Source organism: Streptomyces sp. NPDC047841, assembly GCF_040704085.1.
Classification (GTDB): domain Bacteria; phylum Actinomycetota; class Actinomycetes; order Streptomycetales; family Streptomycetaceae; genus Streptomyces; species Streptomyces argyrophylli.
Window position 1 is genome coordinate 202,210 of the sequence record NZ_JBEYRP010000017.1, and the last position, 16,308, is coordinate 218,517.

At 74.2% G+C, this 16,308-nt stretch carries 17 protein-coding genes; 11 read left to right on the forward strand and 6 right to left on the reverse strand.

The window, feature by feature from the left end:
- The first annotated feature begins 119 nt into the window (after positions 1 to 119).
- The 9 genes from AB0947_RS28655 to AB0947_RS28695 all read left to right on the forward strand — a co-directional run bounded on the left by AB0947_RS28655 (position 120) and on the right by AB0947_RS28695 (position 10,907).
- A complete protein-coding gene (locus AB0947_RS28655; RefSeq protein WP_366753212.1) occupies positions 120 to 563 on the forward strand; it encodes an SsgA family sporulation/cell division regulator in 444 nt (147 codons plus the stop codon).
- A gap of 131 nt (positions 564 to 694) precedes the next feature.
- Positions 695 to 1,270, forward strand: coding sequence for a DNA starvation/stationary phase protection protein (locus AB0947_RS28660; protein ID WP_058083357.1), 576 nt, complete (start codon positions 695 to 697; stop codon positions 1,268 to 1,270).
- A gap of 742 nt (positions 1,271 to 2,012) precedes the next feature.
- Positions 2,013 to 2,864: an NmrA family NAD(P)-binding protein gene (locus AB0947_RS28665; RefSeq protein WP_366753213.1), complete on the forward strand. Its 852-nt coding sequence runs from the start codon at positions 2,013 to 2,015 to the stop codon at positions 2,862 to 2,864.
- A 155-nt stretch (positions 2,865 to 3,019) separates the two neighbouring features.
- Positions 3,020 to 4,084 carry a helix-turn-helix domain-containing protein gene (locus AB0947_RS28670; RefSeq protein ID WP_366753214.1) on the forward strand — a complete coding sequence of 355 codons (1,065 nt, stop codon included), beginning with the start codon at positions 3,020 to 3,022 and terminating at the stop codon, positions 4,082 to 4,084.
- 135 nt (positions 4,085 to 4,219) lie between these two features.
- Positions 4,220 to 6,967 carry an AAA family ATPase gene (locus AB0947_RS28675; protein ID WP_366753215.1) on the forward strand — a complete coding sequence of 916 codons (2,748 nt, stop codon included), beginning with the start codon at positions 4,220 to 4,222 and terminating at the stop codon, positions 6,965 to 6,967.
- Between the two features lie 124 nt (positions 6,968 to 7,091).
- Positions 7,092 to 7,796: an alpha/beta hydrolase gene (locus tag AB0947_RS28680; protein WP_366753216.1), complete on the forward strand. Its 705-nt coding sequence runs from the start codon at positions 7,092 to 7,094 to the stop codon at positions 7,794 to 7,796.
- Positions 7,797 to 7,930: 134 nt separating this feature from the next.
- Positions 7,931 to 9,181 (forward strand): sugar ABC transporter substrate-binding protein, encoded by a 1,251-nt coding sequence (locus AB0947_RS28685; protein ID WP_366753217.1) that lies wholly within the window; start codon positions 7,931 to 7,933, stop codon positions 9,179 to 9,181.
- Positions 9,153 to 10,079, forward strand: a complete 927-nt coding sequence (locus AB0947_RS28690) for a sugar ABC transporter permease (RefSeq protein WP_366753218.1) — start codon at positions 9,153 to 9,155, stop codon at positions 10,077 to 10,079. The genes AB0947_RS28685 and AB0947_RS28690 overlap by 29 nt, the downstream gene beginning before the upstream one ends.
- Positions 10,080 to 10,091: 12 nt before the next feature.
- A complete protein-coding gene (locus AB0947_RS28695; RefSeq protein WP_366753219.1) occupies positions 10,092 to 10,907 on the forward strand; it encodes a carbohydrate ABC transporter permease in 816 nt (271 codons plus the stop codon).
- A 61-nt stretch (positions 10,908 to 10,968) separates the two neighbouring features.
- Here AB0947_RS28695 and AB0947_RS28700 read toward each other — a convergent pair whose 3' ends face one another.
- From AB0947_RS28700 to AB0947_RS28720, 5 genes are all read right to left on the reverse strand, one after another.
- Complete coding sequence (locus AB0947_RS28700; RefSeq protein ID WP_366753220.1) at positions 10,969 to 11,196, reverse strand: hypothetical protein; 228 nt, start codon at positions 11,194 to 11,196, stop codon at positions 10,969 to 10,971.
- 34 nt (positions 11,197 to 11,230) lie between these two features.
- Positions 11,231 to 11,680 carry a DUF5709 domain-containing protein gene (locus tag AB0947_RS28705; protein ID WP_366753256.1) on the reverse strand — a complete coding sequence of 150 codons (450 nt, stop codon included), beginning with the start codon at positions 11,678 to 11,680 and terminating at the stop codon, positions 11,231 to 11,233.
- Between the two features lie 11 nt (positions 11,681 to 11,691).
- Entirely contained in the window at positions 11,692 to 12,618 is a 927-nt protein-coding gene (locus AB0947_RS28710; protein WP_366753221.1) for a glyoxalase, read from the reverse strand.
- A 130-nt stretch (positions 12,619 to 12,748) separates the two neighbouring features.
- Complete coding sequence (locus AB0947_RS28715; RefSeq protein ID WP_366753222.1) at positions 12,749 to 13,210, reverse strand: AAA family ATPase; 462 nt, start codon at positions 13,208 to 13,210, stop codon at positions 12,749 to 12,751.
- A gap of 50 nt (positions 13,211 to 13,260) precedes the next feature.
- A complete protein-coding gene (locus AB0947_RS28720; RefSeq protein WP_366753223.1) occupies positions 13,261 to 13,983 on the reverse strand; it encodes an FAD binding domain-containing protein in 723 nt (240 codons plus the stop codon).
- 200 nt (positions 13,984 to 14,183) lie between these two features.
- Here AB0947_RS28720 and AB0947_RS28725 point away from each other — a divergent pair, with 200 nt between their 5' ends.
- Positions 14,184 to 14,582 (forward strand): ACT domain-containing protein, encoded by a 399-nt coding sequence (locus AB0947_RS28725; RefSeq protein ID WP_366753224.1) that lies wholly within the window; start codon positions 14,184 to 14,186, stop codon positions 14,580 to 14,582.
- A 75-nt stretch (positions 14,583 to 14,657) separates the two neighbouring features.
- Here the strand turns inward: AB0947_RS28725 and AB0947_RS28730 are convergent, their stop codons facing one another.
- Complete coding sequence (locus AB0947_RS28730; RefSeq protein WP_366753225.1) at positions 14,658 to 15,224, reverse strand: helix-turn-helix domain-containing protein; 567 nt, start codon at positions 15,222 to 15,224, stop codon at positions 14,658 to 14,660.
- Positions 15,225 to 15,309: 85 nt separating this feature from the next.
- On the opposite strand from AB0947_RS28730, the gene AB0947_RS28735 reads away from it, so the two are divergent.
- Positions 15,310 to 16,233 carry an SDR family oxidoreductase gene (locus AB0947_RS28735; protein ID WP_366753226.1) on the forward strand — a complete coding sequence of 308 codons (924 nt, stop codon included), beginning with the start codon at positions 15,310 to 15,312 and terminating at the stop codon, positions 16,231 to 16,233.
- Positions 16,234 to 16,308 lie beyond the last annotated feature (75 nt).

Consider the following 16,308-nt stretch of genomic DNA (forward strand, 5'->3'; position numbering starts at 1 on the left):
CAACCCGTGCGCTCGTCGGCAAGCCACTCCCCCGGACCCGCCGTACCGTCGTCAGCACCCCGGCCCGTCAGGGCACGGGCCGGCACACCGAACCGAGACGTCACACACAGGGGGACGGCATGAGAAACGATTCTTCCGGGGCCGCGGACGAGGACCCGATCGTATGCAAGACCAGCGTCCGCGTCACCGTGGCCGACGAACTGCCGATACCGGTACCGGCCGAACTCCAGTACTCCGCCGCGGACCCCTACGCCGTCCGCCTGTGCCTGGGCACCCCCTCCGCGCTCCGCGTCGAGTGGGTCTTCGCCCGGTCACTCCTCGCCCAGGGGCTGCGCCGGCCCGCCGGGGCCGGGGACGTGGTGGTCTACCCGCGGCACCAGGGCCGGCCGGGCTCGGTCCGCGTCCTGCTCCGGACGCGCGCCGGATCGGCGCTCCTGGACCTGGCGAGCGCCTCCGTCACGGCCTTCCTGCACCGCACCGAGGTACTGGTGCCGCCGGGCACCGAGCACCGCCACATCGACCTCGACCGTGTCGTGGAACAGCTCACGGCCGGCAGCGAGTGACCCGCCCGTGCCGCGGGTTCCGCCCGGTGCGCTGACGAGCACCCATGCGTGCACTCCCGGGCAACCCGCCCCCCGGTTCGGCACCTAGCGTCGACCTCGTACGCAAGCACGCCATCCGCAGGAGGCACGACATGACCACCGGTACCCAGCCCCCGAGCAGCCAGCCCTGGCTGCACCAGAAGGGCGCGGTCATCCAGGAGTTCGGAACCGTCAAGCAGTTCCCCATCGCCCTGTCCTACGAGGCGCGCATGTACTCCTGCCAGCGCCTGAACAAGGTGCTGGCCGACACCCAGATCCTCTACGGCCTCTACAAGAAGCACCACTGGATCATGCGGGGCGCGACCTTCTACCAGCTGCACCTGCTGCTGGACAAGCACGCCGGCGAGCAGCTGGAACTGGTCGACACCCTCGCCGAGCGCGTCCAGACCCTGGGCGGCGTCGCGGTGGGCGACCCCCGGCACGTCGCCGAGATCACGTCGATCCCGCGCCCGCCGGACGGTGTGGAGGAGGTCCCGGCGATGCTCTCGCGGCTCCTGGAGGCCCACGAGACCATCCTGACCGAGGCCCACGACGCGGCCGCCCGCACCGTCGAGCTGGGTGACGACGGCACCAACGACCTGCTGGTGTCCCAGATCATCCGCACCGGCGAACTCCAGGCCTGGTTCCTGGCCGAGCACCTGGTGGACACCCCGCTCGTCCGCTCCTGAGGCCCGGCGGGGACCGCCCACGGCGGAACGGGCGGCGTGTCCGGCAACGACCCCGCCCGCCCCGCCGCCCACGCGGTGATCCCACGCGGACCGGGCCCGGGGAGGGGCGGCGCGGGGAGGCGCGGCGCGGCGCGAGCGGATAACGCGACCCGGCGGGGCGTCGCTCGCGACGGCCGCCCACCAGGATCGCGCGCCCGGCGCCGGCGCACCGGCCCGCGGCGGGAGGGTGGACGCGCCATGGGCAGGGCCGCCAGCCGGCCCGGCCTGCCCCGCGCTCGATCGAGGTTCCGGTCCGAGCCCTCCGTACCAGCGGGCGCTGCCAATGGCAGCCACGGCGACGGCCATGCCCGGCGCAGGACGCGTCACGAGCGGGGCCGCCCACCGGCCCGGCCCGGCCCAGCCCAGCCCAGCCCCCACAGCCTGCCTGCCCTGCGCCGTCCACCCCCGCCGACCGAGGCCGCGGGCGCTGCTCGCGCAGCCACGACGACGGTGCCCGCCGTGACCGGCCCCGGCGGGAGGCGGACACCACCGCAGGCGGAGCCGCCACCGTGGCCGCCGGTCCGTGCCGGGCGGCACCCCGGCCGGCACCCGGACCGGGCACGGGCCAGGTCGTCCGCCACGGGGACGGTCAAGGCCACCCGCGCGCCGTGACGCCGGGTACGGCCGGCCAGGGTGGAAGGTGGCCGGGGGCCGCGCGCTCCGGCCGGCGCCCATCACCACGTACGAGAGAGGGAGAACCCCGATGAACGACCAACCGGTTCTGGTGCTCGCGGCGACCGGAGGGCAGGGCGGGGCGGTGACCGACGCGCTGCTGGGCCGCCGGGCGCGGGTCCGCGCGCTGGTCCGTGACCCGGGCCGGAGCTCCGCCCGGGAACTGGCCGAGCGGGGCGTCGAGGTGGTGGCGGGATCGCTGGGCGACCGTGCGTCGCTGGCCTCCGCGATGAGAGGGGTGGCGGGCGTCTTCGCGTTCACCACGCCCTTCGAGGCCGGAGTCGACGCGGAGGTGGACCAGGGGCGGGCCATCCTCGCCGCCGCGGCGGACGCACGCGTTCCCCATCTGGTGTTCAGCTCCGTGGCGGGGGCCGACCAGGACAGCGGGGTGCCGCACTTCCAGAGCAAGGCCCGCATCGAGGCGGAGCTGGCCGCCGGCGACGTGCCGTACACGATCCTGGGGCCGACCTACTTCTTCGACAACGCGCTGGGCGGAGCGGAGCGCATCCTGGACGGCGTCCTCGATCTGCCGCTGCCGCCCGACCGGCCGTTGCAGCAGCTCGCCCGTCCGGACCTCGGCGCGTTCGCGGCGGAGGTGCTGCTCGACCCCGCCCCCTACGCCGGGCGGCGGATCGAGCTGGCCGGCGACGCGCCCACCCCGGCCCAGATGGCGGCCGCGCTCGGCGCGGCGCTGGGGCGGGAGGTCCGGCACGAGCAGGTCCCGCTGGCGGCGATCGGCAATCCGGACATGCACGCCATGTGGACCTTCCTGAACGGACCCGGCTACCGCGTCGACATCCCCGCACTGCACGCCGCCCACCCGGAGGTGCGCTGGACGTCCTTCGCGGACTGGGCACGGCGCACCTGGGCGGGGGCCCGCTGAAACCGGCCCCGCTGAAACCGGTCCCCGCTGATCCGGCCGGCCTGAGCACGGCTCGTCGTCCCGTACCCCTGGTCTCACGCGTTCGCGCGATGTGGTCATCCGGCCGCCCTGGCACGCTGTGTTTTCGAAAGCGCAGCGGCCGAAGGGCGGAGATCATGTCGTCGAATCCCTCGACACTGGACCCGGGGACCCCGGGCACCCACTACACCACGAAGACGGTTCCCGCCCACCGACGCCGGGCGTACTGGCGCGATGCCCTGGCCCAGACGTTCAGTGCCGTGGACATGGGCGTTCCCGACGAGGTCGACCGCGGCACGATCCGTACGTCGTCGCTGGGCCCGGTGCAGACCGTCACGGTGGACAGCGATCCGCTGCGGGCCCACCGCACCCGGCGGCTCATCGCGGGGAGCGACAACGACGACTACGTCGTGGTGAAGCTGCTCTGCGCGGGCGCCGCCCGCATCGAACAGGACGGCCGCGAGGCCCACGTGCGTCCGGGGCAGCTGTTCTTCTACGACATGGCGCGGCCCGTCCGGCTGACCCTCCCCGAGCACTTCCGGACGAAGTCCCTGGTGCTGCCCCGGGAGGTCCTGGGTCTGGGCGAGTCGGACCTGCGGCAGATCACGGCGGCCCCGCTCGGCCCCGAATCGGCGGTCGGCGGCCTGCTGACCCCGCTCCTGTCCCGGCTCGTGGACAGCGCGGCGACGTATCCCCAGCGGACGGGCGAGCTGATCGCCCGCAACGTGGTGGACCTGGTGCGGACCCTGGCCGAGGAGCGGTGCGGCAGGGGAACCGAGGACTCGGCGAGCGGCGCCCGGACGTCGCTGGTCCGGATCCGGGCGTACATCGACCGGCACCTCGCGCACCCGGAGCTGTCGCCGGACTCCATCGCCCGGGCCCACCACATCTCCGTGCGCTACCTGCACAAGCTGTTCGAGCTGGAGGACATCACCGTCAGCCGGTGGATCCAGCAGCGCCGGCTGGAGCACTGCCGTCGCGACCTGGCCCGCCGGGACGCGGCGGGCCTGACCGTCGCCGCGGTGGCGCACCGCTGGGGCTTCTCCAGCGCCTCCCACTTCAGCCGGGTGTTCCGCGCCGCCTACGGGACCTCCCCCGCCGCGTGGCGCGACTCCGCCCTGAGTCCGCGGACCGCGTCGCTGCGGGGCGGGACGCCCGTACACCCCGCGTCACCGTCGGTCGCGCCGCCCGTGTCGGCCTGAGCCGGTCGGACGAGCCGGCCGGCAGTGAGCGGGGTCACGCGTCGTCACTTCCCCACAATGCGCTGAGCTGCCGTTTTTGCCATAGTGGCCCTGGGGCGCCGGCCCGACCGGCGCGTGCGGACGGGGAGGGCTCAGGTGGCGGGGTCAGGCGGACCGTTGTCGCGCAGCGGGCTGCGCGGCCGGGAGGCCGAACTGGACGTGCTGCGGACACTGATCGACTCGGTGGCCCGCACCGGAGGCGGCGCGCTCACCGTGCTCCGCGGGGAACCGGGCATCGGCAAGACCACGCTCCTGACCGAAACCGTCGCCCGTGCGCAGGCGGCGGGGTTCTCCGTCGGCCTCGGCAAGGCCGACGAGCTGCACCACCTCGTACCGCTGTCGTCGTTGGCGACCTGCGTCCTGCACGGCGACCGGCCGCTGCTGGCCGGCGACGCGCTGGTCGACCTCACCCGCCGGCACGACCAGCGGATCTGGCTGGTGGAGCGTCTCGCGGAGGCGATCGAGGACCGGGCCGGCGGCGGGCCGCTGCTGATCGCCCTGGACGACGTGCAGTGGGCCGACCCGCTGAGCCGGTTCGCCCTGAAGCAGCTGCCCGGCCGGCTGCGGACCTCCCCCGTGCTGTGGCTGCTGACCGAACGGCAGGGCGTCGGCGGACCGGCGGAGGAGATCGTCGCGGCCGTGGCGGACGAGCTCCCGGTGCGCACCCTGTCCCTGGGCCCGCTGTCCGGCGCGGCCATCGGCCAGCTCGCCGGTGACGCCCTGGGGGCGGCCGTCGACGAGCGGGTGCGCGAGCTGCTCGCCGGGGCGGGCGGGAACCCGTTCCTGGCCGTCGAGATGCTCTCGGGGCTGCGGTCCTCCGACGCCTCCGGTGAGCCCGTGCCCCCGGGGCTGGTCGTGGGCGTCCGCGGCAGGCTGGGCTCGCTGCACCCGGACACCCTGCGCTTCCTGCAGATGGGAGCGGTGCTGGGCCGCCGTTTCGGCTTCCAGGACGCCGCCGCGCTCTGCGGCCGGCCGTCCGTCACGCTGCTCCCGGCGCTGGAGGAGGCCGTGCGCGCGGGGCTGCTGGACGACGACGGCGACCAGCTCGTCTTCCGGCACGACCTGCTGCGCCAGGCGGTCTACGTGGACATCCCGCCCTCGGCCAGGAAGGTGCTGCACCGGGAGGCCGCGGGCCGGCTCGTCGCCGCGGGCCACCAGCCGATCGACGTGGTCTCGCACATCCTCAGGGGCGCCCAGCCGGGAGACGAGGAGGCGGTCGCGCTGCTCAGGCGCGCCGCCGCCGACGTGCTGCCGGTCACGCCCGGCCTCGCGGCCGACCTGGTGACGCGCGCGCTGGACCTGGTGCCGGTGGCACGGCCGCTGTGGTTCGCCGTGGGTGAGCAGGCGATCGTGTCCCTGACCCGGGCCGGGCGGAACCGTGAGGCGCTGGCGACCGGGGACCGGCTGCTGGCGTACCGGCCGCCCATGGGGACGTTCGGCCGGCTCCACGCCGCCCTCGGCGGCACGCTGTGGAACCTGGACCTCGCCGACGAGCTGCGCCGCCGCACCGAGTCGGCCCTCGCGGTCGGCGGCGCGGCCCCGGAGGTGGCGGCGCGGCTGGCTGGTCTGCGCGCGCTGGCGCTGTCCCGGGCGCACGACCTGGCACCGGCGCGGGAGGCAGGCGAGGAGGCACTGCGTGCCGCCGTGGCGACCGGCGACCGGGACGCCCATGTCCAGGCACTGTTCGCGCTCGGGGAGATCGCGCTCAACGCGGGGGAGAACGCGCTCGCGCTGGAACGTTTCACCGCGCTCAGCGCCGTCGACCCCGCCTTCTTCCCCGAGGAGATCGTCGCGTACCAGCACATGGACGACTTCGTCACCAGCGAGCGGCTGCTGGCGAGGGCGGCGGACGAATCGAGCGGCATCCGTGAGGCGATGCTGCTGTGGGCACAGGGACAGCAGCATCTGGAGCTGGGCCGGCTGGACGACGCGGAGGCCGACTTCGTGACGATGGAGCGCCTGGAGGACGAGGTGCGGGCGCACGTCCAGCAGGTGAACGGCCGGGTGATCCGCTCCCGGATCGCCCTGCTGCGCGGCGACCGGGAGGCCGCGCGGCAGCACCTGGCCGAGGCGCGCAAGCGGCTGGCGGTCAAGCCGAACCCGGGCAACACGGCCGCGGTGCGCTTCCTGGAAGCGGTCCACGCCGAGGCCGACGGGGACGCCGGCCGCGCCGTCGACCGGGTCCGGCAGGTGCAGCGGGAGGCGCCCTTCCTGCGCTGGCGGCTGCTGCGCACGTGGGTCGGCACCGCGATCCGCGTGGCCCTGCGCGGCGCGGACCGGGAGCTCGCCGAGGACCTGGCCGCGCAGGCCGAGGCCCACGCCGCGCGCAATCCGGCGGTGCCCACCGCCGCGGGTCTCGCGGCGCGCGCCCGTGGGCTGGTGTGCGACGACCTGGCCCTGCTGGAACGTTCCGTCAGCCTGCTCGGGGAGAGTCCGCGCCCGCTGGTCCGGGCCGCGGCCTCCGCCGACCTCGGACGGGCGCTCCTGGCCGCGGGCCGGCGGGACGAGGCGGTGGCGGCCCTGACCGGGGCCCAGGACGCGTTCATCGCGGCGGGCGCGCACGCCGTGGCGGCCCACGTCCAGCGCGACCTGCGGCGTGCGGGTACCGGCGGACGGCGCACGGGGGACGGGCAGCGCCCCGTCCAGGGCTGGGAGGCCCTGACCGCCTCGGAGAAGAAGGTCGCGCGTCTGATCGCCGAGGGGCACAGCAACCGTGCGGCCGCGGAGCTGCTCGTCGTCTCCCCGCACACCGTCAACACGCACCTGACGTCCGCCTTCCGCAAGCTGTCGGTCAATTCCCGGGTGCAGCTGGCCAACCTGGTCATGGCCCTGCCCGACGGGTGAGGGGTTCCTGGTATGTTCGCGCGATGCCGGCGTGACCCGGATGGGCTTGGCTGGATGCCTCCACCCCCCACCGGAGGTCATCGAGGTGCCCGGACGCACGCCTTTACCGCCGACCGTCGTGCTCGTGCACGGTGCGTTCACCGACGCCTCGTCCTGGTCGGGGGTGATCCGTCGCCTGCACACCACCGGACTGACGGTGTACGCGCCGGCGAACCCGCTGCGCGGCCTCGCGCACGACGCCGCCTACCTCAGGAGCGTGGTGGGCCAGATCGGCGCCCCGGTCGTGCTGGCCGGGCACGGCTACGGGGGCGCGGTCATCACCGCGGCCGACACCGACAACGTCGTGGCGCTGTGCTATGTCGCGGGGTTCGGGCTGGACGCCGGGGAGTCCCTGCTGGACGTCACGCACCGCTTCTCCCCCATGCCGGGGCCGGATCCGACCGTCACCCGCCGGCTTCCCGCGGAGTCTCCCGCCGGCCCGGACAGCGAGCTGTACCTCCGCCGCGAGCGCTTCCTCGACGTGTATGCCGCCGATCTGGCGCCCGGGGTCGGCGGCGTGCTGTCCGTGACGCAGCGCCCCATCGCGCGGGGTGCGCTGACCGCGAGGTCGGGACCGCCCGCGTGGGCCCGCAAGCGGTCCTGGTACGCCATCGCCACCGCCGACCGGATGCTCAGCCCGACCGCTCAGCGGTTCATGGCGCAGCGCATGGCGGCCACCGAACGCGTCGTGGACGGTTCGCACGCCGTGGTCCTGTCGCGGCCGGACGCCGTGGCGGCGATGATCCGGGAAGCCGCGGGCCAGTGCGGTGACCACGGAGCCCTGTACTGACGTTCGAAATCTAGTGATCTTCCGATTGTCTGCTTCCGGTACCATCCCTGCTCGGACTGGAACATGCCGGTATGGACCCACTCATCCGGACTCGGGACGGTCCGGTACCAGCAGCGCTCGGAAGGCACCACCTCATGAACACAGCGGTCAGACCGTCGGCTCGGCTGATCACCGCCCTCTGCGGAACCGTCGCCCTGGTACTGGCCGCCGCCGGGTGCGCTGGGGGAACCGGCTCCGGATCGGCCGGCGGCGAGGTGACCTCCATCACCGCCCTCGACTACTACACCGACGCGACCGAGCACGCCCAGTGGGGCAAGCGGCTCTCCGCCTGCGGCAGGGCCGCCGGTGTCACCGTCGAGCACAGGAGCGTGCCGGGGGCGTCGCTGGTCCCCCAGGTGCTGCGGCAGGCGTCGTCGCGGACCCTGCCCGACCTGCTGATGCTCGACAACCCCGACCTGCAGCAGATAGCCCGGACCGGAGCGCTGACCCCGCTGGACCGGTACGGCATCGACGCCGGCGGCTACACCGGGGGCATCCGGTCGGCCGGCACCTACCGCGGGAAGGTGTACGGGCTCGCGCCCACGGTCAGCACGGTCGCCCTCTTCTACAACAAGGACATGCTCGCCGAGGCCGGTGTCGCCGTGCCGAAGACCTGGGACGAGCTGAGGACGGCCGCGGCCCGGCTGACCCGGCCGGGCCGCTACGGCATGGCCGTGGACGCCAACGCCACCTTCGAGGGCACCTGGCAGTTCCTGCCCTTCCTGTGGTCCAACGGCGGGGACGAGACGCGGCTGGACAGCCCGCAGGCCGCCCAGGCCCTCCAGCTCTGGGTGGACCTGGTCAGGAGCGGGTCCATGTCGAAGTCCGTGCTGAACTGGACCCAGGCCGATGTCCACGACCAGTTCGTCGCCGGCCGGGCGGCCATGATGGTCAACGGACCGTGGCGGATCTCCGCGATGGACAGCACGGAGAACCTGCACTGGGGCGTGGCGCCCCTCCCCGTCCGCCGGCCGGGCCAGAGACTGGTCACCCCGCTCGGCGGTGAGGTCTGGACCGTCCCGCAGAACTCCTCCGAGGCCCGGCAGCGGAAGGCCGCCCGGGTCCTGGCCTGCCTGAACGACTCCGAGAACATGCTCGCCCTGGCCGAGCAGTACCACACCGTGCCCTCCCGCCCCTCGGTGGCGTCCCGGTACGCCGAGCGGGTCCCGTCGATGGCCGCCTTCGTCAAGAGCGTGCAAGGGGCCCGGGCCCGCACCGGCGAGCTCGGCGTCGAGTGGCCGCGGGCCGCGACCGGGATCTACACCGCCGTGCAGGCCGCGCTGACGGGTGAGCGGACTCCGCAGGAAGCGCTCAGGCGTGCGCAGCGCATCGCGACCGGTTCCTGACCGGGCGGCCCGGGCCCGGCTGTGGGCGCGGGTCTCCCGGTGGCTGTTCCTGCTGCCCGCCCTGGTCCACCTGTCGCTGTTCTTCGGTTACCCCATCGTCAAGAACGTCGTGATGAGCTTCCAGGACTACTCGGTGACGACGTTCTACACCGGTGCCGCGCCCTTCGTGGGCCTGCGGAACTACACGGCCACCCTGTCGGCGGACGTGTTCTGGCGGACCCTGCTCACCACGGTCCTGTTCACCGCCGGTTCGCTCGCCGGACAGTTCGTGCTCGGGCTGGCCCTGGCCCTGTTCTTCCGGCGGAGGTTCCCGCTCGGCGGCCTGCTGCGGTCGCTCCTGCTGCTGCCGTGGCTGCTGCCCCTGGTCGTCTCCGGGACGACGTGGAGGTGGATGCTCGACACGGACAGCGGGGTCGTCAACCAGGCGCTGCGCCACCTCCACCTGCTGTCCTCGGGCATCCCCTGGCTGACCGGCACCTCCGAGGCACTGGTGTCGGTGATCCTGGTCAACATCTGGGTGGGCGTCCCCTTCAACACCGCGCTCCTGTACGGCGGCCTCCAGGACATCCCGGCGCACCTGTACGAGGCGGCGGAGCTGGACGGCGCCGGCCGGCTGGCGTCGTTCCGCCACGTCACCTGGCCGCTGCTGCGACCCGTGGCCAGCGTGGTGCTGGTGCTGGGCGTCGTCTACACGGTGAAGGTGCTCGACATCATCCTCGTGGTGACGGGCGGCGGCCCTGCCGACGCGACGCAGACCCTGGCCACCCGCTCGTACCAGCTCTCCTTCCAGCAGTTCGAGTTCGGGCGCGGCGCCGCGACGGGCAACGTGCTCGTCCTCGTCTCGCTCGCCTTCGCCCTCGTCCACCTGCGCGCCGACCGGCGCGCCCGGAACAGCTGAGGGGGGCCTTCGGTGAAGCGCGGACCCGCACGCGGCCCCCTGTCCACGGTCGTGGGGATCCTCCTGCTCGTGGTGATGCTGTTCCCGGTGTACTGGATGGTGAACGCCTCCCTGCAACCGGCGGGCAGCATGCTCACGGCGGGCTGGTTCCCCCGCCACCCCGACTTCGGCGGCTACGCCACCGCCCTGCGCGACCAGGGACGCGCCCTGCTCACCAGCCTCGTCGTGGCCCTCGGCAGTGCGGCGCTGAGCCTCGGCCTCGCGGCACCGGCGGCCTACGCGCTCGCCCGGCTCCGCCTGCGGGGCACCACGGTCGTGCTGTTCGGCATCCTGGTCACCCAGACGGTGCCGGGCATCGTCGTGGCCAACGCCCTGTACGGCGCCTACACCGAGCTGGGACTGCTGAACTCCTACGGCGGGCTGATCCTCGCCGACTCCACCATGGGCGTACCCTTCGCGATCCTCGTCCTGCGCGCGTTCATGCGGAGCATCCCCGGGGAGATCGTCGACGCCGCCCGCGTGGACGGCGCCGGACGGCTCCGCGTGCTGTGGTCCGTGGTGCTCCCGCTGAGCCGCAACGCGCTGATCACCGCCGGTCTCTTCGGCTTCCTGTTCGCCTGGGGCGACTTCCTCTTCGCGCTCACGCTGAACACCACGGAGTCGGTGCGGCCGGTCACCGTCGGCATCTACGAGTACCTCGGCGCCCACACGGACCAGTGGAACGCCGTCATGGCCACCGCCGTCCTGGCGTCCGTCCCGGCGGCAGCGCTGCTCGTCGCCGCCCAGCGCCACCTGACCGCCGGGATCACCGGCGGAGCCTTCAAGTGAGACCGGCCGGCCCCGGAGCGGGGCCGGCCGGTCGTGTCCACGTGCGGAACGCGGGACGCCGTCACCGCCGGTCGACGCCGAGGTCCGTGTCGACGTCGTAGCCGGGCTCCGGGCCGCCGGCGGTGGGGTGGGCGATGTCGGCGGCCAGGTCGAAGGCCGCCCCGTCGATCGCGTCCTCCAGCGCGGACTCCTCCCGTTCGGCCTGGGCCCGGCGGTGATGCCCGGCCATCCGTTCCCGGAGGTTCCGCAGGTGGTGGCCGGCGTCCGGCCCTGGTTCGGCGCTGCTCATCGGCTGGCCTTCCGTGTCGGGCCCGCGGTGGGCGTCAGTAGCTCTCGGAGCCGGGGATCACATGCATCGCGGCCTCCTCCGCCGAGGCCCCGGCGCCGTCCAGGCCCCGGTCGGAGGCGAACAGGTCGGACTCGGTGTTCTCGTGGCTGCCCTCGTCGGGCGCGACGAGCCGTCCGGCGCGCTCGTCGCCGACCTCGTCGTCGATGACTTCTCCGTCCGTGCCCCAGGTGTCGCCGATGCCGTCGCCCTCCGGGACGCCGATGTCCGGCACCTCCTCGGCGAGGCGCTCGTCCAGACTCTCCCCCCGCCACCGCTCCGCCGCCGTGACGCCGGTGTGCTCCACGCCCCAGGGGCGCTCCGGCGGTGAGTAGCCCTCGTCCAGGGCCTCTTCACCACCGCGGTAGTCCAGGGTGTCGGACGCGTCGAGCAGACCGACGTCGTCCTGCACCTCCGACCCGTCCGGCTGGTAGACGTCATCCCCCATCGTCGCGTCGGTCACCCGCGATCCCCTCCTTGATGCAGTTCGGCCACATAGCCACCGGGGAACTCCACCATCGCGGAGGACCGGCCTTCCGAAGCGTACGGCCCCGACAGCACCTTCGCGCCGGCTGCCCCGGCCCTGCGCAGCGTCGCCGGCAGGTCCTTGACCGCGTAGCCGGTGGTCTCCCGGCCGAACGGGTAGGGCAGGTGGCCGTCGGTGACGCTGACGACCGTGTTGCCGTACGGGGAGCGCAGGGCGACGCGGCGGTAGGTCTGCCCGGGACGGCCGAGGTCACCGCCGTCCGCCGCCCGCTGGTCGGCGACGATCCGGCCGCCGGTGAAGCGCAGGTAGGAGCGCAGGAACGCGTCCACCGAGTCCGGTGTCAGATAGACGCGGTTGTCCGGCACGGTCTCCAGCGGCGCGTACGACGGGACCTTGGTGTGCCAGTACAACTGGGCGTTGATCCCGCCCGGGAACTGGACGACCGCGTCCCGGCCGACGGGGTCGTCGAAGGGCGCGACGACGACCTGGGCCCCGCTCGTGCGGGCGAGGCGGACGCCCGTGTCGAAGTCGCTCATGAGCCAGCCCGTCCGTTCGCTGCCGAACGGATAGGGCACGGGCGTCTTGAAGTCGAAGACGGACAGGGTCCCGACCGGCGAGAAGACCAGCTCGGACTCGGTGGTGCTGGGCGTCGGGGTGACCGTCGTGACGACCTTGGCCGTGTGGGTCCCGCCGAAGGTCGCCTCCCAGCTCGCGACGAACGCGTCGGTGGCGCCGAGGGTGACGTAGACGTGCGTGGTGTCGTACTGCGGTCCGACCGCCGTGGTCGGCGCGGCCGCGGCCCGGTCCTCGTTCTGCGCCGAGGACGGAGCCCCGGAGCCCACCACGCTGAGCGCCACCAGTAACGCGGGCAGCACCCATGCCGTCGCCTTGCGCTTCATTCCCGTCCCCTTCGGTCGGACCCTGTACACCGAAAAGGTAGGAGCCCGGCGCGGGGGCGTCGGTCCCGACAGCGCCCCGGGTGTTGCCTGTCAGCGAACAGTGCGGCGTCCCGTCACCGGCAGTGCCGGTTCAGTCCCGTACCCGGAAGCCTCCCCGCCCGTCGAACCGGACCTCGCGCACCGCGTCGAAGCCGTCCCGCGGCGACGGCCTGCGCAGCCGCTTCGCCGTGGCGAGGACGCCGACGTCGGGGACCCGGTCGCGGCCCTCGCGCGCGGCGTTGCGCCGCAGGGAGCCCGTCACGTCCGGCGGGAACCAGTAGGCCGTCACGGTCGCGCCGTGGGCGTGGGCCGCCTGGACCAGCGGTCCCCACTCCTGCGGTGACGGATTGGTGTTGTCCACGGCCACGGCCCGTCCTGCGGCCAGGTGCTCGGCCACCAGCCGCATCTGCCGGCCCTGCTTGTTCCGGGCACCGCGCGGGAACAGGTCCTTGCTGACCAGCGCGTACCGGCCGGCCAGGCACTGCGCGTAGAAGGTGGACTTGCCGGCCGCCTGCAGCCCGACCAGCACCGCCACGTCCGGTTCCGTCGCCATACCCGCCACGATGACACGCCCGTGCACGGCCGCGGGGAGCAGCCGTCCCCTCAGTCCGTACCGCGCCGGTCCAACAGGCCGACCACCTGCGGGCGTACGACGTCCCACGCGGCGGCCGGCAGCTCGCCGAGGGCGGTGCCGCGCAGTGCTTCGAGGGCCTCGCCGGCGCCCGCGTCGCCGGGAGCGGTGCCGCTGAGCACCTCGTAACCGTCCCGTACGGCGACCCGCACGCGGTGGGGCGCGCCCTGCCCGGCGTGCAGGGCCGAGGCGACGACGAGGGGCGGCGCGCCGCCCGCCTCCACGGGCAGCTTGCGGTACGCCGAGGCGGTCGGCGTGCGCCAGCGCAGGCCGATCAGCACCGGCCGCTTGGCGACCACCTCGGCCAGGCCGGCCTCGCGGACGCCGTCGGCTTCCAGGACCGTCGCGCGGGCGTCCAGGACTAGCGCGGCGGGCAGCAGGCAGCGCAGCGTGCTGCCGGCGATGTTGCCGCCGACGGTCGCCGTGCGCCGTACGGCGCCGGTGCCGACCGTGGCGGCGGCCAGCCGCAGGACGTCCGGCACCCGTCCGTCGATCCGGTGCAGGATCACGGCACCGCCCACGGTCTGCGGGCCGAGGACGTTGGCCTCCGGCAGCTCCCGCAGGGACATGGCCAGTCCGGGGAATCCGTCGCGTTGCCACGTCGCCCACACGAGGGTCGCCCCGCCTACCGGCACGGCTCCCTCGGCCAGGCATTCCCGCGCTTCCGTCACGGATGTGGGCAGACGCAACAGCACGGCGGCCGACCTGCCTTCCTGGGCTCGGACGATGCGCGGGCGGCGCCCGGCCGCTGCCCGCCGACAGCGCGCAGTCTTGTCACACGAACGGGGGCGCGTACAGGGCTCACACGAGCACGCGCCGCGCTCCCGGCCGGTCGGCGTACCCGGGCACCCGGCCGGGCGGCCGGCCGCCCGGCACGGCCCGTAGGGTGGGGCCCGTGACAGGGGAGACCGATCTGCGCGCGCTGCTCAGCGGCATGCGGCCGGAGCTGAACCCGGGCCGCTATGTCTTCACCACGGCCGAGGGCGGCGTACCGTCCGGCTGTTCCCCGGTGGTCACCGTCGCCGAGCAGGAGGGCCTCACCCTCGTGCTGCCGCAGGCGGACGCGGACGCGGCCGGGATGGCGTACGACTACGTGGCCGGGTGGATCACGTTGCGCGTGCACTCCGCGCTGGACGCGGTCGGGCTGACCGCCGCGGTCTCCCGGGCACTCGCGGACGCGGGCCTGAGCTGCAATGTCGTGGCGGGCTTCCACCACGACCACCTCTTCGTGCCGCACGATCAGGCCGAGCGGGCGGTGGAGGTCCTCCGGCGGCTGGCGGACCCCACCGCCTGAGTCGTACCGGCACCGCCTCCGCGCACGAGCACACGACCGGGCGCCGGCTGGGGGCGGCCGGGTCCTCCTTCGGGCTCAGCCGCCGGCGGCCACCGCCCTGAACTCGGTCAGCGCCTCCCGCACCAGGTGCACCAGGTCGCGGTCCCCGGGCGCCGCCAGCCAGCGTTCGAAGCCGACCTTGAAGACGGCCACCCCGGCCTCGGCGGCGAGGCTCGCGGCGGGCTCCGGGACGCCGCGCCCGCGCAGGGTACCGGCGAGCGCGGCCGCCAGGGAGGCCAGTTTGATCAGCTCGCGCTCCTTGAGTTCCGCGTTCGCCGTGATCACGGCGTGCCGGGCGCGCGCGTACGCGCGGCGGTCGGCGAAGACCTCCGAGACCGCGTCGAGCCCGGCGGCCAGCACATCGATCGGTGCGGCGTCCGCCGGCGCCCCGGTGACCGCCCGCACGAACAGGTCCTCCAGCTCCCCCGAGCCGCCGAACAGCACCTCGCGCTTGTCGGCGTAGTGGCGGAAGAAGGTGCGCTCGGTCAGTCCGGCGCGCTTGGCGATCTCCGCGACGGTGGTCTGTTCGTACCCGCGTTCGCCGTAGAGCTCCAACGCCGCCTCTGCCAGGCGCTCGCGCGCGTTCGGCTCCCATCTGCCCATGCGCAGATCCTACGCGATGACAGTGACTGACATGGGGTGCTAGGGTCTATGACAGTCACTGACATCAAGAGTCTGGGGTTCTCCCATGCGTTTCTTCGTGACCGGGGCGTCCGGCTGGATCGGCTCCGCCCTCGTGCCCGACCTCCTCGAGGCAGGACACCAGGTCGCCGGGCTGGCCCGCTCCGACGCATCCGCCGCCGCGCTCACCGCGGCCGGTGCGGAGGTCGTCCGCGGCACCGTCGACGACCTCGCCGTGCTGCGGGACGCGGCCGCCGCCTCGGACGGGGTGATCCACCTCGCCTTCAAGCACGACCTGGCCTTCAGCGGCGGGTTCCAGGAGGCGGCCGAGGCCGACCGCCGGGCCGTGGACGCCTTCGGCGACGCCCTCGCCGGCAGCGGACGGCCCTTCGTCCTGGCCTCCGGGCTGCTCGGGGTCGCACCCGGGCGGCTCGCCACCGAACGGGACAGGCCCGCGCTGCACGGCTCGCACTTCGCCGTCCGGCAGACCACCGCGGAGGCGGCGCTGGCCCTCGCCGAACGCGGTGTCCGCTCGTCCGTAGTGCGGCTCTCCCCCACCTGCCACGGCGAGGGCGACCACGGTTTCGTCGCGAGCCTGGTCGCCATCGCCCGCGCCAAGGGCGTCTCCGGCCACCCGGGCGACGGCACCACCCGCTGGCCGGCCGTGCACCGCCTCGACGCCGCACGGCTGTTCCGGCTGGCGGCCGAGAAGGCGCCCGCCGGTTCGGTGCTGCACGGTTCGGCGGAGGAGGGTGTCGCGCTGCGTGACATCGCGGAGGTGATCGGCCGTCACCTGGAGGTGCCGGTGACCTCCGTGGCGCCCGAGGCCGCCGCCGGGCACTTCGGCTGGCTGAGCGGCCCGCTCGGCTTCGACGCCGCCGCGTCGAGTGCTCTGACCCGCGAACTGCTGGGCTGGGAACCGGTGCAGCCCGGTCTCCTCGCGGACCTGGACGAGGGCCACTACTTCCACGGCCCCGCCGCCACCGGCTGACCGCACCGGCCCGTCCCGGCTCCGGAGACGAAAAAGTCCTGCCGGGCCACATGGCCCGGCAGGACTCGTCGTTCA